Origin of the sequence: Micromonospora sp. NPDC048947, assembly GCF_040649495.1 — a bacterium.
Classification (GTDB): Bacteria; Actinomycetota; Actinomycetes; order Mycobacteriales; family Micromonosporaceae; genus Micromonospora; species Micromonospora alfalfae.
Genome location: NZ_JBEZFO010000008.1, coordinates 129,545 through 151,510 on the forward strand (window position 1 = coordinate 129,545; position 21,966 = coordinate 151,510).

At 72.3% G+C, this 21,966-nt stretch carries 15 protein-coding genes and 1 pseudogene; 6 read left to right on the forward strand and 10 right to left on the reverse strand.

What is annotated here, in order from left to right; genetic code table 11:
• Positions 1-135: 135 nt before the first annotated feature.
• The 3 genes and pseudogenes from AB0B98_RS14120 to mraZ form a co-directional block, all read right to left on the reverse strand.
• Positions 136-741 (reverse strand): hypothetical protein, encoded by a 606-nt coding sequence (locus AB0B98_RS14120; protein WP_238667388.1) that lies wholly within the window; start codon positions 739-741, stop codon positions 136-138.
• Positions 731-1,841, reverse strand: a pseudogene (rsmH, locus tag AB0B98_RS14125) (16S rRNA (cytosine(1402)-N(4))-methyltransferase RsmH). The gene AB0B98_RS14120 and the pseudogene rsmH overlap by 11 nt, the downstream one beginning before the upstream one ends.
• Positions 1,842-2,047: 206 nt before the next feature.
• The gene (mraZ, locus tag AB0B98_RS14130; protein ID WP_030488958.1) at positions 2,048-2,479 is read right to left on the reverse strand and encodes a division/cell wall cluster transcriptional repressor MraZ; all 432 of its coding nucleotides are present in this window, start codon (positions 2,477-2,479) and stop codon (positions 2,048-2,050) included.
• Positions 2,480-2,834: 355 nt separating this feature from the next.
• Here mraZ and AB0B98_RS14135 point away from each other — a divergent pair, with 355 nt between their 5' ends.
• The 3 genes from AB0B98_RS14135 to AB0B98_RS14145 are packed head-to-tail and all read left to right on the forward strand — an operon-like array spanning position 2,835 to position 5,474.
• On the forward strand, positions 2,835-4,082 hold the full coding sequence (locus AB0B98_RS14135; RefSeq protein WP_091407686.1) for a MurT ligase domain-containing protein: 1,248 nt from the start codon (positions 2,835-2,837) through the stop codon (positions 4,080-4,082).
• Complete coding sequence (locus tag AB0B98_RS14140; RefSeq protein ID WP_091407683.1) at positions 4,072-4,791, forward strand: glutamine amidotransferase; 720 nt, start codon at positions 4,072-4,074, stop codon at positions 4,789-4,791. The genes AB0B98_RS14135 and AB0B98_RS14140 overlap by 11 nt, the downstream gene beginning before the upstream one ends.
• Entirely contained in the window at positions 4,788-5,474 is a 687-nt protein-coding gene (locus AB0B98_RS14145; protein ID WP_238667389.1) for a VTT domain-containing protein, read from the forward strand. Before AB0B98_RS14140 ends, AB0B98_RS14145 begins: the two co-directional genes overlap by 4 nt.
• A gap of 120 nt (positions 5,475-5,594) precedes the next feature.
• Here AB0B98_RS14145 and leuS read toward each other — a convergent pair whose 3' ends face one another.
• Positions 5,595-8,435: a leucine--tRNA ligase gene (gene leuS, locus AB0B98_RS14150; RefSeq protein ID WP_357362890.1), complete on the reverse strand. Its 2,841-nt coding sequence runs from the start codon at positions 8,433-8,435 to the stop codon at positions 5,595-5,597.
• Between the two features lie 403 nt (positions 8,436-8,838).
• Here leuS and AB0B98_RS14155 point away from each other — a divergent pair, with 403 nt between their 5' ends.
• The 3 genes from AB0B98_RS14155 to AB0B98_RS14165 are packed head-to-tail and all read left to right on the forward strand — an operon-like array spanning position 8,839 to position 13,682.
• Positions 8,839-9,894 carry a MoxR family ATPase gene (locus AB0B98_RS14155; protein WP_091407670.1) on the forward strand — a complete coding sequence of 352 codons (1,056 nt, stop codon included), beginning with the start codon at positions 8,839-8,841 and terminating at the stop codon, positions 9,892-9,894.
• 1 nt (position 9,895) lies between these two features.
• Positions 9,896-11,194 carry a DUF58 domain-containing protein gene (locus tag AB0B98_RS14160; RefSeq protein ID WP_210785716.1) on the forward strand — a complete coding sequence of 433 codons (1,299 nt, stop codon included), beginning with the start codon at positions 9,896-9,898 and terminating at the stop codon, positions 11,192-11,194.
• Between the two features lie 16 nt (positions 11,195-11,210).
• Complete coding sequence (locus tag AB0B98_RS14165; RefSeq protein ID WP_357362891.1) at positions 11,211-13,682, forward strand: DUF3488 and transglutaminase-like domain-containing protein; 2,472 nt, start codon at positions 11,211-11,213, stop codon at positions 13,680-13,682.
• A gap of 749 nt (positions 13,683-14,431) precedes the next feature.
• Here AB0B98_RS14165 and AB0B98_RS14170 read toward each other — a convergent pair.
• The 6 genes from AB0B98_RS14170 to AB0B98_RS14195 form a co-directional block, all read right to left on the reverse strand.
• On the reverse strand, positions 14,432-14,830 hold the full coding sequence (locus AB0B98_RS14170; protein ID WP_030334542.1) for a DUF3040 domain-containing protein: 399 nt from the start codon (positions 14,828-14,830) through the stop codon (positions 14,432-14,434).
• A 116-nt stretch (positions 14,831-14,946) separates the two neighbouring features.
• On the reverse strand, positions 14,947-16,206 hold the full coding sequence (locus AB0B98_RS14175; RefSeq protein ID WP_357362893.1) for a DNA polymerase IV: 1,260 nt from the start codon (positions 16,204-16,206) through the stop codon (positions 14,947-14,949).
• A 62-nt stretch (positions 16,207-16,268) separates the two neighbouring features.
• Positions 16,269-17,441, reverse strand: a complete 1,173-nt coding sequence (locus AB0B98_RS14180; protein WP_357362895.1) for a nucleotide pyrophosphatase/phosphodiesterase family protein — start codon at positions 17,439-17,441, stop codon at positions 16,269-16,271.
• Positions 17,438-18,205, reverse strand: coding sequence for a methyltransferase domain-containing protein (locus AB0B98_RS14185; protein WP_357362897.1), 768 nt, complete (start codon positions 18,203-18,205; stop codon positions 17,438-17,440). Before AB0B98_RS14185 ends, AB0B98_RS14180 begins: the two co-directional genes overlap by 4 nt.
• Positions 18,206-18,281: 76 nt before the next feature.
• A complete protein-coding gene (locus AB0B98_RS14190) occupies positions 18,282-18,458 on the reverse strand; it encodes a hypothetical protein (protein ID WP_167492956.1) in 177 nt (58 codons plus the stop codon).
• Between the two features lie 93 nt (positions 18,459-18,551).
• Positions 18,552-21,935, reverse strand: coding sequence for an error-prone DNA polymerase (locus AB0B98_RS14195; protein WP_357362898.1), 3,384 nt, complete (start codon positions 21,933-21,935; stop codon positions 18,552-18,554).
• Positions 21,936-21,966: the final 31 nt, after the last annotated feature.

Here is a 21,966-nt window from a genome sequence, read left to right on the forward strand (position 1 = left end):
CGGGGCCCCGCCGCCCCCCCCGCCGCCGGGGCCCGCGGGGGGGGGCGCGCCGGGGGGGGGGGGCGGGCCTCTGCACCACCCGCGCCGGCCCCCCGTCGGGCCCCGGCGCGGCTCGTCCGACCTTGGTGGCACCGGTCAGCCTCCCGCACCCTGGCTGGTCACCGACGGCTCGCCGGTCGCCGGCTGGGGCACGCCGATGGTCTTGCCGTCCGGCAGCCGGATGTAGCCGGGCTCGCCCGCGTCGACCAGGCCCAGCCGGCGCGCCTCGGCGGTCAGGTTGCCCGGCGCCTTGGACTCGGCGATCTGCTTGTCCAGTTGCTGCTTCTCCAGGTCCAGTCGAGCCTGCTGCTGCTGCAACCGCTCAAGCCGGAACGCGTTCTCATTGATCTTGGTGTTGACCGCCAGGATGCCCAGCACCCCGCCGACCACGAGCACCACGATCAGCGCCGCGAACGGAGCACGCGGCACCGAGATCGGCGGCGGCGGCGCCACCCGCAGCCGCGGCGGCCGGGCGCTGGTGGCGCTGGCGGTCTTCTCGACCGGTCGCAGCGCGGCGCTGCCCTGAGTCGGGAACTCGCGCGCCCCCCGGGCGCGAGTCTCCCCCTGCCGATTCGTTCGATCGATGCGTGGCGTACCGTTTCCGAGGCGCGGAGCCCGCTCCGCCGCGATCCGGCCCCCCGACCGCGGTGCGCGCTGCCCGCCGCCGGTGACGTCCCGGCGGTCGCGCTTGTCAATGCTCATGTCCCTCCCCCTCAACGTCCGTCCCTCTAGCCGTCCCGGTGCCCCTGACCCCCCACGGATCAGGCGGACCCCGTGCCCGGTTGGTGCATTCCCTTCACCCGTCGGCGAGACCGTTCGCGGTCGGTCCGCCAGTGCTCTGTCGCGTTCGGGTCGAGTCGCTCCGCGGCCCGCAGCCGCACCGAGGCGGCCCGCGGGTTCGCGGCGACCTCCGCCTCCCCCGGCAGTTCGGCGCCCCGGCTGAGCAGCCGGAACGTCGGACCGGACCCGGGAAGCTCGACCGGGAGGTCAATCGGGCCCTTACTGCGGACCCGGTCCGTGAGGGCCGCCTTGGTGAGCCTGTCCTCCAGCGAGTGGTAGGACAGAACCACCATGCGACCGCCCACTGTCAGTGCGTCGAGTGCGGATGGCAACGCTGTCTCCAGCGCTGCCAGCTCTCTGTTTACCTCGATCCGTAAAGCCTGAAACGTTCTCTTTGCCGGGTGCCCACCCGTTCGTCGGGCTGGTGCCGGGATGGAGTCCCGAACCAGCTCCGCCAGCAGCGCGGACGAGGTGATCCGGGCCCGCTCCCGCTGCCGGATGATCGCCGAGGCGATCCGACCGGCGAACTTCTCCTCGCCGTAGACCCGCAACACCCGGGCCAGGTCCGGATGCGCGTACGTGTTGACCACCTCTTCGGCGGTCACCCCCCGGGTCTGGTCCATCCGCATGTCCAACGGCGCGTCCTGGGCGTACGCGAACCCTCGGTCGGGCGCGTCCAACTGCAACGACGAGACGCCCAGGTCGAACAGGATGCCGTCGATGGCCGGATAGCCCAGCCGGTCCAGCACGTCCGGCAACTCGTCGTAGACGGCGTGCTCCAGGTGCACCCGATCGGCGAACCGGGCCAGCCGGACCCGCGCGTGAGCGAGCGCCTCGGTGTCCCGGTCGAGCCCGATCAGGACCGTTTCCGGATGCGCCTCGAGCACCGCCTCCGCGTGCCCGGCCAGACCGAGCGTCGCGTCGACGTAGACCGTCCGGCCGCCTCGACCCAGCGCGGGGGCCAGCAGCTCGAGACACCGCTCGAGCAGCACCGGCACGTGCGTGCCGCGCAACTCCCCCATGATGACCCCCACTGGTTGAAACGTCCGTTCTTCTCGTGCGCCTGTCGTCGGACGGCGCTGCCGTCGTACCGCCAGATCCCCATCCGCTCCCGCCTGACACCGGACCGTCGCCCAATGACTGGATCGTGCGCCTGGCACCGGGGAAGTGATGCCAGGAACTCGAAAGCGGCTGGAGATCTCGCAGTACGTCGGGCGCCGTTACCGCCCTACAGACCGCCGGGCAGCACCCCCTCCTCGATGTCGGCGAAGTCGTCTTCGCTCTCGGCGAGGTAGGTCTCCCAGGCGACCTTGTCCCAGATCTCCACCCGCGTGCTCGCGCCGATCACCACCAACTCGCGGTCCAGCGCGGCATAGGCCCGCAGGTGAGCCGGAATGGTCACCCGACCCTGCTTGTCCGGAACCTCGTCGTGCGCGCTGGCGAAGAAGACCCGGCTGTAGGCCCGGGCCGCCTTGTGGGTCATCGGCTGTGCGCGCAACTGCTCCGCGATCCGCTGGAACTCAGGGGTCGGGAAGACGTAGAGGCAGCGCTCCTGCCCTTTAGTGACCACGACACCCCCCGCCAGCTCATCCCGGAACTTGGCCGGAAGGATCAACCGGCCCTTTTCGTCCAGGCGCGGAGTGTGGGTGCCGAGAAACATCGGCCCAACCCCCTCGCCCCTGAGCGGCGTTCGCGGCGCCGCTGACCCCCCGGGCCGGTGAGCCCTCCCGGCCTCACCATTGGTCCCCACTCTACTCCACTTCCCTCCACCCGCAACCAAATTCGCCCGCGTGGCGCGCCTGACTCGGGGACAAAACCGCACGTCACAAGGGGTGGAGCGGAGTGGAGGGCTTCGGCCGCGCCTCGGCGTGGTCCGCTTTCCGACATAGATCGACTCCGTCCGGGGGAGGCCGACCCGGCCGCCCGCGCAGCCACCACTGCCGAACGGTTCCCCGTCGGCGGCGATCTGGTGAGGTCGGCGGTCCGGTAACCTCGCTCGCGTGACGGACGCGAAAATGCCCCTACGGGCCAAGGTGGCCAGCTCCGTGTCACGGACCGCCGCGGCGCTCTCCCGGGCGGCCGGCCGTGGCGACGGTTCAGTGATCGGCGGGTGGATCGGCCTGAAGATCGATCCGGACCTGCTGGCCCACCTGTCGGCCGGGCGCGCGATCGCGCTCGTCTCCGGCACCAACGGCAAGACCACCACCACCCGACTGACCTCCGCCGCTGTCGGCGTGCTCGGCCGGGTCGCCACCAACTCGTTCGGCGCCAACATGCCCAGCGGGCACACCTCGGCGCTGGCCAAGGCCGGCAGCACCCCGTACGCGGTGCTGGAGGTCGACGAGCACTACCTCGCGCAGGTGCTGGAGGCGACCGAGCCGCACGTTGTCGCGCTGCTGAACCTCTCCCGCGACCAGCTCGACCGCGCCAAGGAGGTCGCCATGATGGCGCAGCTCTGGCGCGCGGCGCTGGTCCGGCACACCGACGTACGGGTGGTGGCCAACGCCGACGACCCGCTGGTCGTGTGGGCCGCTACCCCACCGGGTGACCCCGCCCGGGGCATCAACCCGCCGCACGTGACGTGGTTCAGTGCCGGCCAACGCTGGCATGACGACTCCTGGGTCTGCCCGGAGTGCGGCTCCACCATCCAGCGCTCCGGCGAGCAGTGGTGGTGCACCGGCTGCCCGCTACGCCGACCGGAGCCGCACTGGGTCGTCGAGGACGAGGGCGTGCTCGACCCCACCGGCGCCTGGCACAAGGTCTCCCTCCAACTGCCCGGCAAGGTCAACCTCGGCAACGCGGCGACCGCGCTGGCGGTGGCCGCCGAGTTCGGCGTCCGCCCGGTTGACGCGGTGTCCCGCCTCGGCATCGTCACCTCGGTGGCCGGCCGCTACGCACAGGTCGACAAGGACGGGCGCAACATCCGGCTGCTGCTGGCCAAGAACCCGGCCAGTTGGCTGGAGGCGTTCGACATGGCCGACGACGCGCCGACACTGCTCTCCATCAACGCGCGCGATCCCGACGGTCTGGACACCTCCTGGCTCTACGACGTCGACTTCGCCCCGCTCCGAGGCCGGCAGGTGTTGATCACCGGCGACCGGGCATACGACCTGGCGGTTCGACTGGACGTCAACGACGTGCCGTTCCAGCACGTCCGCACGTTCGACGACGCACTCCGGTCGGTCCCGCCCGGCCGGCTGGAGGTCATCGCGAACTACACCGCGTTCCAGGACATCCGAGCGGAGTTGGACCGTGTCATCTGAGAGTCTGCGCATCGTCTGGATCTACCCCGACCTGCTCTCCACCTACGGAGACCGGGGCAACGCCCTGATCCTCGCCCGGCGGGCCCGTCAGCGCGGGATGCCGGTCGAGGTGCTGGAGGTCCGCTCCGACGAGCGGCTGCCCGCGACCGCCGACATCTACCTGGTCGGTGGCGGCGAGGACGGCCCGCAGGCGCTCGGCGCCCAGCGGCTGCTGGCCGACGGCGGCCTGCACCGCGCCGTCGCGCAGGGCTCGGTGGTGTTCGGCGTCTGCGCCGGCTACCAGCTCCTCGGCACCTCGTTCTTCGCCAAGGGTGTGCAGTGCCGCGGGCTGGAGCTGCTCGACCTGCGGTCCGACCGGGGCGAGAGCCGGGCCGTGGGCGAGCTGGCCGGTGAGATCGACCCCCGGCTCGGCCTGCCGCCGCTGACCGGTTTCGAGAACCACGGCGGTCGTACCCACCTCGGTCCGGAGGTCTCCCCGCTGGCCCGGGTCACCGCCGGGGTGGGCAACGACGGTGCCACCGAGGGCGCGTGGCGCGGCAAGCTGCTGGGCACCTACTCGCACGGGCCGGCGCTGGCGCGCAACCCGGCCCTGGCCGACCTGCTGCTGCGCTGGGCCACCGGGGCACACCAGCTCCCGCCGTTGGACGACACATGGTCGGACCGGCTCCGCAACGAGCGCCGCTCCGCGGTGGCCGCCGCCCGGGCATGATCCGTGCCGTCCGGCGGCTGCTCCGGCAGCCGTCGGCCGCCCGGTTCGCGCTGCTCCTGCTCCTGATCGGCGGGTGCGGGTTACTCCTGCTGCTGGTGCCCCGGCCGGATCCGGCGCAGTTGCCGCTGGTCGCCGACCGGCTGGGCGACCTCGCCCCGGTGGCGGCGATCCTCGGTGGTGCGCTGCTGCTTGTCGCGCTGGTGCCCCGGACCTTCATCACGCTCGCCGCAGGTGCGATCTTCGGCCCGCTGGAGGGCGCCACGTACGCCCTGGGCGCGGCGCTGGTGGCGGCGGCGATCGGGTTCACTGTCGGCCGGTTGCTCGGTCGGGAGTTTGTCGCCGAGCGGGTCCGCGGTCGCCTGGCCCGCCTCGACGGCTGGTTCGCCCGGCAGAGCGTGCTCGGTGTGGTCACCGTCCGGCTGCTGCCGATCGCCGGCTTCGGCCTGGTCAGCTACGGCTACGGCACGACCGGCGCCCGAGTGCTGCCGTTCCTGGCCGGCAGCGTGATCGCGTCCGCGCCGACCGCCTTCGGCTACGCGGCGATCGGCGCGGCGGTCAGCTCCCCCGGCCACGTCAACTGGTACGCCGCGGCCCCGGCCAGCCTCGGCCTGATCGCCAGCCTGGTGCTCATCCACCAGTGGTGGCGAGCAGAACGTCGCCGCCGTCGCACCATGCCCGTCTAACCCCACCCCCCACTCCCGCGATCTTGCAGTTTCTGTCCCCGCATCACCGGATATAAGGGACAAAAACCAAACCGAAACTGCAAGATCGCGGGGTGGGGGCGGGCAAGGCGCGTGCGGGGGTTAGGCGACCACCGAAACCATCCGGCCCTTGACCACGATGACCTTGCGGGGCTCCTTGCCACCCAGGGTCGCCGCCACCGCGTCCAGCGCCGCCGCGCGGACGCTCTCCTCGGAGGCGTCGGCGGGGACCTCGACGCGGCCACGGACCTTGCCGTTCACCTGCACCGGGTACGTCACCGTGTCGGCCACCAGCAGCGCCGGGTCGGCGGTCGGGAAGTCGGCGTACGTCAGCGAGGTGTCGTGGCCCAGCTTGCGCCACAGCTCCTCGGCCATGTGCGGGGCGAACGGCGCCACCATCAGCACCAGCGGCTCGGCCACCTCGCGGGGCGTGGCCGACAGTCGGGTCAGCCCGTTGGTCAGCTCGATCAGCTTGGCGATGGCGGTGTTGAACCGGATGCCGTCCATGTCGCCGCGGACCCCGTCGATCACCTTGTGCAGCAGCCGGCGGGTCGCCTCGTCGGCCGGGTCCTCGGTGATTCGCAGGGCGCCCGTCTGCTCGTCGACGACGGCCCGCCACACCCGTTGCAGGAACCGGTACGAGCCGACCACCGCACGGGTCTCCCAGGGGCGGGAGACCTCCAGCGGGCCCATCGACATCTCGTACACCCGGAAGGTGTCCGCGCCGTAGGCGGCGCACATGTCGTCGGGGGTCACCACGTTCTTCAGCGACTTGCCCATCTTGCCGTACTCGCGGTTGACCGCCAGGTCACCCAGGTAGTAGGCGCCGTCGCGCTCGAAGACCTCCTCGGCCTGCACGTAGCTGCCGCGCGAGTCGGTGTACGCGTACGCCTGGATCATGCCCTGGTTGAACAGCTTGCGGAACGGCTCGAACGACGACACGTGCCCCAGGTCGAACAGCACCTTGTGCCAGAACCGCGCGTACAGCAGGTGCAGCACGGCGTGCTCGGCGCCACCGACGTACAGGTCGGTGCCCCCGCAGTCACTGTCGGCGCGCGGGCCCATCCAGTACCGCTCGTTCTCCGCGTCGACGAACCGCTCGCTGTTCGTCGGGTCCAGGTAGCGCAGCTCGTACCAGCAGGAGCCGGCCCACTGCGGCATCACGTTGGTTTCCCGGGTGTAGCGCTTCGGCCCGTCACCCAGGTCCAGTTCGACCTCGACCCAGTCGCGCCGCCGTGACAGCGGCGTCTCCGGGTTGCTGTTGGCGTCGTCGGCGTCGAACGTCTTCGGGGAGAAGTCGTCCACCTCCGGCAGCTCGACCGGCAGCATCTCCTCCGGCAGGGCGATGGCCGCGCCGGTCTCGTCGTAGACGATCGGGAACGGTTCGCCCCAGTAACGCTGCCGGGAGAACAGCCAGTCGCGCAGCCGGTAGGTCACCGCCCCGGTGCCGTGCCCGTTCGCCTCCAGCCAGGCGATGATCGCCGCCTTGGCGTCGGCGACCCCCAGCCCGTTCAGGTCCAGGCCGCGCTCGGGCGCGGCGCTGTTGATCGCCGGGCCGTCCCCTGTGTACGCCTTGCCGTCGAAGCCCTCCGCCGGCTGCACGGTACGGACGATGGGCAGCTCGAAGACCTCGGCGAACGCCCAGTCCCGCTCGTCCTGCGCCGGCACCGCCATGATCGCGCCGGTGCCGTAGCCGGCCAGCACGTAGTCGGCGATGAAGATCGGGATCTGCCCACCGGTGACCGGGTTGGTGGCGTACGCGCCGATGAAGACGCCGGTCTTCTCCTTCGTGTCGGACTGCCGCTCGACGTCGGTCTTGGCCGCTGCCGCCTTGCGGTACGCCTCGACCGCCTCCCGGGGGCTGGCGTGCCCGCCGGTCCAGGCGTCCCTCGTCCCGTCCGGCCAGCTGGCTGACGCCAGCGTGTCGACCAGCTCGTGCTCGGGCGCCAGCACCATGTAGGTGGCGCCGAAGACGGTGTCCGGGCGGGTCGTGAACACCCGCACCGGTGCCGCGCTGGTCGGGAAGTCCACGTGGGCACCGGTGGAACGGCCGATCCAGTTGCGCTGCATCAGCTTGATCGGCTCGGGCCAGTCCAGGCTGTCCAGGTCGTCCAGCAGCCGGTCACCGTACGCGGTGATCCGCATCATCCACTGCTTCAGGTTGCGCTTGAAGACCGGGAAGTTGCCCCGCTCGGAACGGCCGTCGGCGGTGACCTCCTCGTTGGCCAGCACGGTGCCCAGGCCCGGGCACCAGTTCACCGGCGCCTGCGAGACGTACGCCAGGCGGTGGTCGTCGACGACCTGGCGGCGCTCGGCGACGCTCAGCTCGGCCCAGGCGCGGCCGTCCGTGGTGGGCCGGTTGCCGCCCTCGAACTCGGCGATCAGCTCAGCGATCGGACGGGCCCGGCCGGCGTCGCTGTCGTACCAGGAGTTGAAGATCTGCAGGAAGATCCACTGGGTCCAGCGGTAGAAGTCGGTGTCGATGGTGGCCACCGAACGGCGCTCGTCGTGCGCCAGCCCCAGCCGGCGCAGCTGCGCCTTGTACCGCTCGATGTTCGCGACGGTGGTGGTCCGGGGGTGGGTGCCGGTCTGCACCGCGTACTGCTCGGCGGGCAGGCCGAACGCGTCGAAGCCCATCGCGTGCAGCACGTTGCGACCGGCCATCCGCTGGTAGCGGGCGTAGCAGTCGGTGCCGATGTAGCCCAGCGGGTGGCCGACGTGCAGGCCCGCTCCGGACGGGTACGGGAACATGTCCAGCACGTACAGCTTCTCCGCGCCGGCGCGTGGGTGGGTCGGGTCGGCCAGCGGGCCGGTCGGGTTCGGTGCGTGGAAGGTGCCCTCGCGCGCCCAAATGTCCTGCCAACGAATCTCGATCTCGTCGGCCAGGGCCGCTGTGTACCGGAACGGGGGAATGTCGCCCGCCGGTGCGGCTGCCTCACTCATCGTCTCTCCTCGCTTCGCTTCGCTTCGTCTCGGCACCACCGGGCCGGGCCGGCGGCGGGCACAAAAAAGCCCCTCGCGCAGGAGGGGCCGCCGTGCTGTCGCTGGGTTCAGCGCATCAGCACGGCCCGGTAAGAAGCAGGAAGACTCCGGCCATGCCCCGCAGTGTACCTCTTCCATGGTTCGCCCTGCCGGCCCCCGGGCGCTGTCGAAGCCGTTCCCCCGAGTCGGCGAATATCGGTGCGTAACCGACGGACTACCTGCGGGGGTCGGCGATAACGACAAACATGGTTAGCCTGAGAGACTAGTGAGATTCCTGCGGCAAACGAGGCTCGACGTCGCGAACCCAACGGCGGGTCCAGGTGCTCTCTAGAGAGCTGCCGTGACGGCGACGAGGAGGAGGCCCGTGACACAACAGACCTGGGACGAGGTGGGCGGCCTGTTGCCGCACGACGAGTTCCGCGCCGCCAGCGAGGCCATCGTGGCCAACATCGAGCAGGTCATCGAGGGTAAGACCGCCACCGTGCGGCTCGCCCTGGCCGTCCTGCTCGCCGAGGGTCACCTCCTGATCGAAGACGTCCCGGGTGTCGGCAAGACCAAGCTTGCCAAGGCCCTCGCGCGGTCCATCGACTGCACGGTCCGACGGATCCAGTTCACCCCCGACCTGCTGCCCAGCGACGTCACCGGGGTCAGCGTCTACAACCAGGAGACGCACGACTTCGAGTTCCGCCCCGGCGCCGTGTTCGCCAACCTGGTGGTCGGCGACGAGATCAACCGGGCCTCGCCGAAGACCCAGTCGGCGTTGCTGGAGTGCATGGAGGAGCGGCAGGTCACCGTCGACGGGGTGACGTACCAGCTCCAGACCCCGTTCATGGTGATCGCCACCCAGAACCCGATCGAGATGGAGGGGACCTACCCGCTGCCCGAGGCGCAGCGCGACCGGTTCACCGCCCGCATCGCGATGGGTTACCCGGACTCCAACGCCGAGCTGGCCATGCTCGACGGGCACGGCGCCACCGACCCGCTGCACGAGCTGCGCGCGGTCTCCGACGCGGCCATCGTCCGGCAGTTGATCGCCACCGTCCGGCAGGTGCACGTGGCGGACGCGGTCAAGCAGTACGCGATCGACCTGGTCACCGCCACCCGCGAGGCCCCCGACCTGCGGCTCGGCGCGTCCCCCCGGGCGACCCTGCAACTGTTGCGCACCGCCCGGGCGGTCGCCGCCCTGGAGGGCCGCGACTATGTCCTCCCCGACGATCTGCAGGCCCTGGCGGTGCCGGTGCTGGCCCACCGGATCATCCCGACCGCCGACGCGCAGCTCGCCCGGCGCACCACCGACGCGATCGTCTCCGAGCTGGTGCACCGCCTGCCGCTGCCACACGACAGGCAGCGCAACCCGTACGACACCCGGCCACCCGCCACCGGCAACGGTCGCGCACCCTACGAGCCGCGGAGGCCATGACGTGCGTGCCGGGCTACGCGGGCTGACCACCCGCGGGCGGTCCTTCCTCGCCGCTGCGGTCGCGGCGGCGATCTCGGCCGGCATCCTCGGCGAGAAGGACCTGCTCCGGGTGGCTGTGCTGTTGGCCATCCTGCCGTTGCTGGCCGCCGCCTACGTCGGGCGGAGCCGCTACAAGCTGGCCTGCAACCGTTCGCTGGACCCGCACCGGGTTCCGGTCGGCGCCAACTCCCGGGTGGTGCTGCGCCTACAGAACCTCTCCCGGCTGCCGACCGGCACCCTGCTCCTGGAGGACCGGCTGCCCTACGCGCTGGGCAGCCGGCCCCGGGTGGTGTTGGAGCGGCTCGGCGCGCACCAGGCCAGCTCCGTGGCGTACACGGTGCGGGCCGACGTTCGGGGCCGCTACGACGTGGGCCCGCTGGTCGTCCGGATGACCGACCCGTTCGGCCTCTGTGAACTCACCCGCTCCTTCCCCAGCACCGATCACCTGACGGTCATCCCGCAGGTCACCCCGCTGCCGTCGGTCCGGCTCCCAGGGGAGTACGCGGGCAGCGGCGACAGCCGGGCACGCTCGGTGGCGGTGCACGGCGAGGACGACGCGGCGACCCGGGAGTACCGGCGCGGCGACGACCTGCGCCGGGTGCACTGGAAGTCCACCGCCCGCACCGGTGAGCTGATGGTGCGCCGCGAGGAGCAACCGTGGGAGAGCCGGGCCACAGTCGTCCTGGACACCCGGGCGTACGGCCACCGGGGTGAGGGGCCGACTGCCAGTTTCGAGTGGTCGGTGTCGGCCGCCGCGAGCATCGCCGTCCACCTGCGGCAGGCCGGTTACAAGTTGCGCCTGGTCACCGGCTCGGGCGCAGATGTGGACGCCTCGGAGGCCGGCGGGGACGGCGCGCTGCTCGACCACCTCGCTGAGGTCCGACTGGATCAGCGCGCCGAGGTCACCGGCCTCGTGCAGCGGGTCCGTCAACGCGCCGACGGCGGTCTGATCATCGGCCTGTTCGGCACTGTCAGCGTCGCCGAGGCGGAGCTGCTGGCCGGGCTGCGGGGCAACGGCGCCACCTGCGTCGGCTTCCTGCTGAACAGCTCCACCTGGCTCAGCCTGCCGGAGAAGGCGCGGGCCGAGGCGGAGCACGCCCACGCCGCCGCCGTCCTGGCCATGTTGCAGAGTGGCTGGCGGGTGGTCGGCGTCGACCACGGCGGCCGGCTGCCGGCGCTGTGGCCGCAGGTCGGTCGGGGCGCCCAGGGGTTCGCCCTGCGGGCCGCGCTGGCCGAGACGGTCGCCGGCGGTGTGCGATGAACGGAAGGCTCCCCTCATGATCAGCAGTCGGAACATCGGCATGGTGGCGGCCGCTGCCACGCTGCTGGCCGCCGCGCCGCTGTCGGCCATCTTCCAGGGCTGGACGTGGTTGATCGAGTCCATCATCGCGGTCGCCGTGGTGGCCGGGGTGGCCGCGCTGACCCGCCTCGCCCGGGCACCGCTGTGGGGTCAGGTGCTGGGCATGCTGGCCGGCCTGATGCTCGCCCTGACCTGGTTGTTCCCCAGCGGCCAGGAACTGCTCGCGATCCTGCCCACCCCGGGCACGTTCGCGTACTTCGGCGACCTGCTCGCCGGCTCCATGCAGGACATGCGCTCGTACGGGGTCGAGGTCCCGGACACTGACCCGCTGCTGTTCATCGCCGTGCTCGGCGTCGGCGGAGTCGCCGTGCTGGTGAACGTACTGGCCGTTGGGCTGCGCCGGCCCGCGCTGGCGGGGCTGCCGATGCTCGCCATCTACTCGGTGCCGGTCGCCGTCTACGTGGACAGCGTCCCCGCGGTGCCGTTCGTGGTGGGCGCCGCCGGTTACCTCTGGCTGCTGGTCACCGACAACGTCGACCGGGTCCGTCGCTTCGGGCGCCGGTTCACCGGTGATGGCCGCGACGTCGACGTGTGGGAGGCCTCTCCGCTGGCCTCCGCCGGCCGCCGGCTCGCGGCGGTCGGGGTGGCGCTGGCGGTGGTGCTGCCGCTGGCGGTGCCCGGCATGACCGGCGGGCTGCTCGACTCGCTCAGCCGAGGGCCGGGCAACGGCACCGGCAACGGGTCCGGCTCGGGCGGCACGTCGGGTCGGATCGACCTGTTCGCCTCGCTCGCCGGCCAACTCAACCAGTCCCAGGTAGCCGACCTGGTGAAGGTGAAGACGTCCGAGCAGAACCCGTTCTACCTGCGTTACGCGGTCGCCGACGAGCTTCGCCCCGCTGGTTTCCAGGCGCGCAACCCCAGCGGCCGGTCGGTCAACAGGGACCTGCCGAACCCGGCCGACCGGGCCGGTCCAGGCGTGCAGCAGACCACCTACCGGGCGACCGTCGAGGTCACCAAGAGCCTGAGCATGTCGCTGATGCCGGTGTACGCCGAGCCGACCCGCGCCGACGACCTCAGCGACAACTGGCTCTACGACACCACCCAGCAGGTCGTCTTCTCCAACCGGGAGAACTCCCGCGGTCGGAAGTACTCCTTCGACTACGTCCGCTCCACCTTCACGCCTGAGGCGTTGCGGGCCGCGCGGTCACTGCCGACCGAGCACCCCGTACGCCGACAGATGACCGCCACCCCCGGGCCCGTGCCGGAGGTGGAAGAGCTGGTCAAAGAGCTGATCCAGGGCAAGCGCACGGACTACGACCGGGTGCTGTCGATCTACCGGCACTTTTCGGCGGACAACGGCTTCAGCTACCGGTTGAGCACCGAGAGCGGCAGCAGCGGTCAGGACATCGTCAACTTCTTGACCAACAAGGTGGGCTACTGCCAGCAGTACGCCGCCGCGATGGCCTGGCTGGTCCGCTCGGCCGGCATTCCGGCCCGGGTGGCGTTCGGGTTCACCAACGGCAGCAAGCGCGACGGCGACACCTTCACGCTGACCAACCTCAACCTGCACGCCTGGACCGAGGTCTACTTCGACGGGGCTGGTTGGGTGCCGTTCGACGCCACCCCGGCGTACGGGGTGCCCGGCTCCACCCGGTCAGCCTGGGCACCGGACACTGACGCGCCGGAGGCGCCCAGCCCGAGCAGCGACGCCACGAGCGCCCCGACGGACCCGGGCACCTCGACGGAGCCGACCGGCCAGGACAACGCCGACCGGGACACCGACGACGGGCTCTCCCTCGGCGGGACGACGCCGAACGAACAGCCACCGGTCTGGCCCTGGTGGGCAGCGGGCCTGGTGGCCCTGCTGGTGCTGCTCGCGGTGCCCGCCCTGCGCCGGATGACCCTGCGCCGCCGACGCAGTGGCCGCGCGGCGAGCGGGGCGATGGCCCCCGCGAGGGTCGACGGCGGCGCCGAGCCGGGGGCACGTCCGGTGATGGTCAGCGCGGACGCCAACCAGGCCCGCGCGGACGCGCACGCCGCCTGGGCCGAACTGCTCGACACGCTTGTGGACTTCCGGGTCCCGGTCGATCCGACCGAGACGCCCAGGGCGACAGCGGACCGGCTTGTCCGGGACTCCCTCGACGATGACGACGCGATCGGATCCGCGCGGCTGCTCGGCCGGGCGGAGGAGCGGGCCCGCTACGCGCGGGATCCGCTGACCGGTGAGCGGCTGCTGCCAGCGCTACGCGCGGTCCGTGCGGCGCTCGCGACACGGGCGGACCGGCGGACCCTCCTCCTCGCCGCCGTGCTGCCACCCTCGGTGCTGCTGCGCTGGCGCACCGCCATGGCCGACAGGTCCAGCCGGATGGTGGCGCTCACCGGTCAGGCCCGGTACCGACTGCTGCGGTGGAACCCTCGTCGGCTGCTGGCCGACCGGGCCGCACGCTGACCGAAACCCAACGCACCCACCCCGGCACCAGCGCTCCGGCGCACCCGCCGCCGCTCATCATCACTTGATGGTCAGTAGTTGCAGAGCTTCTGGCAGCTACTCCTCGTCAAGTGATCATGGGCGGGCCGGGGTGGGTGCACCGGGGTGGGTGCGCCGGTCCGGCGCAGCGGCACCGTGTCGGGATGAGGCGTAGCCGAGTAGGGCGTAGGCCGCGCGGGCCGAGCGAGGCGTAGACCACGCGGGCCGAGCGAGGCGTAAACCGGGGCGACGTCGGGTCTGCGCAGTGGCGCGGTGAAGTCGCGGTCTCCGGTGGCCGGGTGCCCCCCGATCACGCGGAACTCGAGTCGATCATGCCGCTGGTCGGGGGCGACGTCGTTCCGCGCGGATTCGATCGGGCGCAGCGGCTCAACGACTACCGGGACCGCCCAAGGTCGTGCTCGATCCAGGAAAGAGGCCCCTCCCCTCGCACACGATGCCACTACTTCCAGGATCGAGCACGATCATGCGGGAGCAGGCGCGGGAGAAGGCCACGGACCGGGCGCGGGCGCGGGAGAAGGCCACAGACCAAGCACGATCACGCGAAAGAAGGCGCGGGAGAAGACCACGGACCAAGCACGATCACGCGGAAGAAGGCGCAGCGCAGAGGACGCGAACCGGGTAAGGGCGCGCGGATACGACGGAGGTCGCCGGGGGCTGTGCCCGGCGACCGCTCGTCGCGGCGTACGGCCCGCCTCAGTGGCGGGACCGGCTCAGCGGTGCCCCTCCGGGCGCTGCCGCCACCTGTCCTCCATGCGGTCCAGGATTGACGACCGGCGACCGGATCGGCCACCGCGGGGACGACGACGACTCGTCGTGCCGCCCACCACGTGCAGGTCGGGTGACTGCGCCCGCCGGTGCGACTGCACCGCGAACGCGGCCGACGCCAGCATGACGACGAAGCCCGCCACCGCCAGCGGTGGAGTCTTGATCACCGCGCCATAGACCAGTAGAGCCAAGCCAGCGATGATGACGCCGGCGGCGACGAGCAGGCGACGCCGCGCATGGAAGCGCGGATCGCTGGCGCGCACGGCCGAGGCGAATTTGGGGTCCTCGGCAAGCGACCGCTCGATCTGCTCGAACAGCCGCTGCTCGTGCTCCGAGAGCGGCACGGCACTCCTCCCCGGTCACGTTGGTCGGGCCCACTCGGGCCGACAGACCGTGGCAGCCAACCGGCTGCTTACCCGCAAGTCTACGAGGGGGGTCGCGCGTCGGAAAGCGGGACGACCTATGGGCGGGGTGGATTTTCGTTTCGACGGGGATAACGGTCGCCCATCAGACTGGCCGGACCTATGACGGACCGCCCGAAACGGGCAGCGGCGGCGTCCGCGGCAGCTTCCGCTTCGCGCCAGCCATGCTCGGGCGCGCCGAGGGTGAGTTGCCGGGGAGCGCCCTGCGACGGGGCGAGTCCTTCCACCCGGACACCGACGAGTCGGATCCGCTCGCCGGGGTCCAACGCGGTGTAGAGCGCCCAGACCGTGTCGAACATCTCGCGGGCGGTGTCGGTGGGAACGTCGAGGGTGCGAGATCGACTGACGGTGCGGAAGTCGGCCAGCCGGACCTTGAGTGAGACGGTGCGCCCGACCTGCTCGGAGCCGCGCAACCGGACACCGACCTTCGCGCTGAGCGCCAGCAACGCGCGGCGGATCTCCAACGGGTCGGCCACGTCGACGTCGAAGGTCACCTCGGCGCCGATCGACTTGTCGACGTGCTCGGGGCTCACCCCGCGCGGGTCGCGCCCCCAGGCCAACTCGTGCAGGTGCGACGCCGAGGCGGCACCGACGGCTCGGCGGAGCATGCCCACCGGTGCCTCGGCGAGGTCGCCGACTGTGCTCAGGCCGAGCCGGCGTAGCGCCTCGGCGGCGCGCTCCCCCACCCCCCACAGGGCGTCCACCGGCAGCGGGTGCAGGAAGTCGAGCACCTGCCCCGGGGGCACGACCAGCAGGCCGTCCGGCTTGGCCCGGGTGGAGCCCAGCTTGGCCACGAACTTGGTCGGCGCCACCCCGACCGAGCAGGTCAACGCCTGCTCGTCGGCGACCCGGCGACGGATCAGCCGGGCGATGGTGGCCGGAGAGCCGAAGAGCCGACGGGCGCCGGTCACGTCGAGGAACGCCTCGTCGAGGGAGAGCGGCTCCACCAGCGGCGTGACGTCTCGGAAGATCTGCATGACGGCCCGGGAGGCGGCCGTGTAGGCGGAAAAATCCGGTGGCAGGTAGACCGCGTGGGGGCAGCGGGCCCGGGCCTGACTGGTCGGCATCGCGCTGCGGACGCCGTACCGGCGGGCCTCGTAGCTGGCCGAGCTGACCACCCCGCGCGGGCCGACACCGCCGACGATCACCGGCCGGCCGCGCAGCTCGGGGCGACGACGCACCTCGACGGCGGCGAAGAAGGCGTCCATGTCGACGTGCAGGATCGGGCTGGCGGAGTCGTCGGCGTCCGGCCCGAAGCGCGGATCGTCGCCCCGGGGCAACGACTGGCTGCGGCCCATCCCGGCAGGTTAACCCGGAGGTACGACACCACCATCGGCCAGCGGGCCGAACCGTCGGCGGGTCAGCCCCGGACGACCATCAGCGGCACTGTCAGCTCCGCCGCGGTGTCCGACCCGTGGTAGGCCACCAACTTCGACGCCATCGGCCGCTCGGTGCGACTGGCCATGACCGCGTACGTGTCGTTGCAGATCGCCACCACGTCGCCGATCCGGCCCAGGTGCTCCTCGGCCACCGGCCCGAACCAGCCGGTGGCCACCAGCTCGTCGCGGGTGCGTACCCGGGCCGTGGCACCCAGAACCTCCGACCAGGCGGCCCGCACGTCGTCGACAGCGCCCGGCTCGACGTGCAGGTAACGCACCCGGGCCTCGCCGGCCACCAGCCGCACGCCGGCGCGCAGTCGCGGATCGGTGTCCAGGTCGAAGCGGTGCGCGGCAGGGATGTCGAGCTGCCCGTGGTCGGCGGTCACCAGCAGCGCCGCGTCCGGCGGCAGCCCGTCGACCAGTCGGGTCACCAGGGCGTCCACCTCGGTCGCGGCGACCCGCCAGGGCGCCGAGTCGACGCCGCTGATGTGGCCGTGCCGGTCCAGGTCGGCGTGGTAGCCGGAGACCAGTGTGGGCCCGGCCCCGGCGGCCAGCGCGGCCAGCATGGCGGTGGCCACCGCGTCCCCGCCGGCGGCGCCCCGGAAGTCGCCGCCTCGGTTGGCTGCCACCGTCAACCCGGTGCCGCCGAACTCCGGCCGACTCACCACGCTCGTCGTCACCCCGGCAGCGCGGGCCCGCTCCAACTGGGTGGGCACCGGCTGCCAGCGCAGCGGCGACGGATCGGCGGCCCAGTCGGTGTGGGTGAGCACCCGATCGGTGCCGGGCACCCGCACTGTGAAGCCGAGCACGCCGTGCGCGCCCGGCGCGGCACCGGTGCCCAGCGACACCAGACTGGTCGGAGTGGTGGACGGGAAACCGGCGATGAGCGGCCGGGCCACAGTCGCGGCGAGCCCGGCGATGGTCGGCGCGTACGGGGCCGTGGTCGGCAGCTGGTACCAGCCGAGCCCGTCGACGAGCAGCACGGCGATCCGGCGTACCCCGGCCAGCGCGGGCCGGAGCCCCAGCGGGTCGGTCGAGCCGGGCACCCCGAGCACCGCCAGCGCGCTGGGCAGCACGTCGGCGAGGCGGCCCCCGCCGTGGCCCGGCCCGAGGATCTCCAGCGGGGCCGGCCGGCCACCGGCCTCGGCGGTCATGCCGGCCGGCGGGCGAACAGGTGCAGTTGGGCGGCGAGGTCCCGGTACGGCGGTTGAGCGGCCAGCGCACGTTCCAGCTCGACCACTGCGGCGGACTGCCCATCGGCGACAGCGGCCGGCAGCAGGTCGGCCAGCACGCGTACCCCGTGGATCTCCTCGACCACCAGCCCGGCGGCGCCGAGCAGCGCGGCGGCGCCGGGGGCGTCGTAGCGTCGGCGCAGCGTGTCGCGCGGGCCAGCGGTGCCGGCCGGATCGGCGGCCAGGGTGGTCGCGACGTCCAGGTGCCCGTTCATCGCACGGCCCAGCACGGCGGCGGCCCGGCCGGCCACCAGCACACTGGCCGCGCCACCCGGGCGCAGCGCGGTAGCCAGCGCGGTCACCACCGGCGTCGGGTCGTCGACCACCTCCAGGACTGCGTGGCAGAGCACCAGGTCGACGCCGGCCGGCTCGACCAGCCCGGCGAGGGCGTCACCGTCGCCCTGCACGGCGACGATCCGGTCGGCCACCCCGGCCTCGGCGGCGCGGCGGGTGAGCGCGGCGAGCGCGTCGGGGCTGGCGTCGACGACTGTGACCCGATGCCCGGCGCGGGCCAGCGGAACGGCGAAACCGCCGGTGCCGCCGCCCACGTCCAGCACTGTGAGCTCGGCGTCGCCGCGCCGGTCCAGCTCGGCGCGGAGCACCGACCAGATCACGGCGGTGCGGGGTGTCAGCGGCGGCTCGGCGAACCGGCCTGGGGTCTGCTCCACCCGGCCGAGCCTAGTCACCCGGCCCGGTGGTGGTGCGGGCGTGTGGCGGGGGCCGCCCACCACACGCCCGATCGGTGCGTGGGGCGGCGGCCGGTCAGGCCTCGGTGCCCTCGGCCTCGTCCTCCGCCCGGGACCGGCGCTCGTTGGCCACCGGACCGTTTGTCACCTCGTACTCGCGGGGGTCGGCGAGGTGCGACGGCACCCAGCCGGTGCCCAGTCGGGTCCGCCGGGCGTTGGCGATTCCACCGGTGTACGCGTGATTTCCCGTCACTGTCGTTCCCCCTCACGGATCACGGGCCGCTCTGCCCGCTCGGGACGAGTCTCCCGCTCGACGGCTCGGGAAACCGTAATGTGGATCACTGAATCAGCGGAAGTCACGGGAGGCCGGACTCACCGGTGGCTCGATGGCGTCCAGCCGGTCGGCGATCAGGTTGGTCACTCCCTCGTTTCGCTGCAACCGCCCCCGGACCACCAGCGCGGCGCTGGTCCGCGCCACCCGCCGGTAGCGCTGCCACAGCCCCGGCGAACAGGTGACGTTGAGCATCCCCGTCTCGTCCTCCAGGTTGAGGAAGGTGACCCCGCCCGCCGTCGCCGGGCGTTGCCGGTGGGTGACGATGCCACCGACCCGGATCCGCTGCCCCGGCTCCACCCTGCCGAGCCGGGCGATCGGCACCGCGCCGAGCACGTCGAGCTGCCCCCTGATGAACCGGGCGGGATGGCTCTCCGGCGACAGCCCGGTGGACCACACGTCGGCGACCAGCCGATCCACCGCCTCCATCCCGGGCAGCGTGGGTGCCGCCGCGCCGGTCACAGTGCCGGGCAGCCGACCCGGTCGGTCCTGGGCCGCCGCGCCGGCGGCCCACAGCGCCTGCCGCCGGGTCAGCCCAAAACAGGCGAAGGCGTCCGCAGTGGCCAACGCCTCCAGCTGCGCGGCGGTGAGACCGACCCGCCGGGCCACATCCGGCATGTCCCGGTACGGCCCGCCGGCGGCCCGTTCGGCCTCGATCCGTTCGGCCACGTCGACGCCGAGGGTCCGCACACTGGACAGGCCGAGCCGGACGGCGGGGCCGCCCAGCCCCCACGCGTGCGGCGGCTCCCCCGGCCCGCTACCCCACCGGGTCTCCGGGGTGGACTCCAGCACCGCCAGAGCCCCGCTGGCGTTGATGTCCGGACGACGGACCTCCACCCCGTGCCGGCGGGCGTCGTCGACCAGGGTCTGCGGCGAGTAGAAACCCATCGGCTGGGCGTTGAGCAGCGCGGCCAGGAACGGCGCGGGGTGGTAACGCTTGAGCCAGGAACTGGCGTAGACCAGGTAGGCGAAGCTCATCGCGTGGCTCTCCGGGAAGCCGTAGCTGGCGAACGCGGTGAGCTTGCGGTAGACGTCGTCGGCCAGCTCACCGGTGATGCCCCGCTCGGCCATGCCGGCATAGAGCCGATCGGCGATCCGGGTCATCCGCTCGACCGACCGTTTCGCGCCCATCGCCCGGCGCAACTGGTCGGCCTCGGCCGCGTCGAAGCCGGCCAGGTCGATGGCGAGCTGCATCAACTGCTCCTGGAACAACGGCACACCAAGGGTCTTCTCCAGGGCGTTGCGCATCAGCGGGTGCGCGAAGGTCACCGGCTCCTGACCGTTCTTGCGGCGGATGAACGGGTGCACCGAACCGCCCTGGATCGGACCGGGGCGGATCAGCGCCACCTCGACCACCAGGTCGTAGAACTCGCGGGGCTTGAGTCGGGGCAGGGTGGCCATCTGGGCCCGGCTCTCCACCTGGAACACCCCGACCGAGTCGGCCCGGCAAAGCATGTCGTAGACCTCCGGGTCGTCCAGGGTCATGTCACCCAGGTCGAGCCGGGACCCGATCATGTCGTAGCCGTAGTGCAGGGCGGAGAGCATGCCCAGGCCGAGCAGGTCGAACTTGACCAGGCCCACAGCGGCGCAGTCGTCCTTGTCCCATTGCAGGACGCTGCGCCCGGGCATCCGCCCCCACTCCACCGGGCAGACCTCGATCACCGGCCGGTCGCAGATCACCATGCCGCCGGAATGGATGCCCAGGTGCCGTGGGAACGTCTGCAACTCGTTCGCGTACTCCACCACCTGCTCGGGGATGTTCTCGACATCGACAGTGGCGACCGAGCCCCACCTGTCGATCTGCTTGCTCCAGGCGTCCTGCTGCCCCGGCGAGTAGCCGAACGCCTTGGCCACGTCCCGCACTGCCGACCGGGGCCGGTAGGAGATGACGTTGGCGACCTGGGCGGCGTGCTCCCGGCCGTAACGGGTGTAGACGTGCTGGATCACCTCCTCCCGGCGGTCGGACTCGATGTCCACGTCGATGTCGGGTGGGCCGTCCCGTTCCGGGGCGAGGAACCGCTCGAAGAGCAGTTGGTGCCGGACCGCGTCCACATTGGTGATCCGCAACGCGTAGCAGACCGCCGAGTTGGCCGCCGAACCCCGACCCTGGCAGTAGATGTCCTGGTCACGGCAGAACGTGACGATGTCGTAGACCACCAGGAAGTAGCCGGGGAACCCCAGTTCCTCGATCATGTTCAGTTCGTGGTCGAGTTGCGCGTACGCCGTCGGGTGCGCCTGCGGCGGCCCGTAGCGCTCGTGCGCCCCGTCAGCTGTCAGTTTCCGCAGCCAACTCATCTCGGTGTGCCCCGGCGGCACCGGGTACGCCGGTAGCTGCGGCGCGACGAGCTGAAGGTCGAAGGCCAACTCGGCGCCGAACTCGGCGGCCCGCGCCACCGCACCCGGGTACGCGGCGAACCGGGCCGCCATCTCCGCGCCGCTGCGCAGGTGGGCGGTGGCCGCCGCGGGCAACCAGCCGTCGATCTCGTCCAGGCTGCGTCGGGCCCGGACCGCGGCGACGGTGGTGGCCAGCCGACGCCGGCCGGGGCTGGCGTAGTGCACGTTGTTGCTGGCCACCGTCGGCAACCCGGCCGCGGCGGCCAGCTCGGCGAGCGCGTCGTTACGGTCGGCGTCGATGGGGTGGCCGTGGTCGGTCAGCTCCACTGCCACCGTCTCCGCGCCGAAGAGCGCTGTCAGCCTGTCCAACTCGCGGGCCGCCGCGTCCACCCCGTCGGTGAGCAGCGCCCCCGGCACGTGCCCCTTGCGGCAGCCGGTCAGCACCAGCACATGGTCACGCAGCTCGGCGGCGACCTCCTCCAGGTCCCCGTAATCCGGGCGGCCCTTCTCCCCGCCGCGTAGCTGGGCGCGGGCGATGGTGGTGGCCAGCCGGGCGTACCCCTCGTGGCCGTGCGCGAGCACCAGCAGGTGCGCGCCGTGCGGGTCGGGCTCGCCGTTCTGCGGGCCGGGCAGGCCGAGGGACAGCTCCGCGCCGAAGATGGTCGGCAGGCCCAGCGTCCGAGCCGCCTCGGCGAAGCGGACCACCCCGTAGAAGCCGTCGTGGTCGGTGACGGCGAGCGCGGTGAGCCCCAGCCGGGCCGCTTCCTCGGCCAGCTCCTCCGGGTGGCTGGCGCCGTCGAGGAAGCTGAAGTTCGTGTGCGCGTGCAGCTCCGCGTAGGGCACCACGCCGTCGGGGCGGGTCAGCTCCGGTGGCTCGTACTGCTGGCGCTTACGGCTCCAGGCCGGGGAGTCGCCGCCGTCGGCGTCCACGGCGAGCGGGTCCACCACGTGCAGGTGCCGCTCCTCGCGCGACCGACCGCCGCCCGACCGGCCGCCGCCGCTGGCCCGCCCGGAGAGCACCCGCTCCAGCTCCGACCAGGGCATCTTCGGGTTGTGAAAGCTCATCGAGCCGCCCTCGTCGGGGCATCCGCCGCAA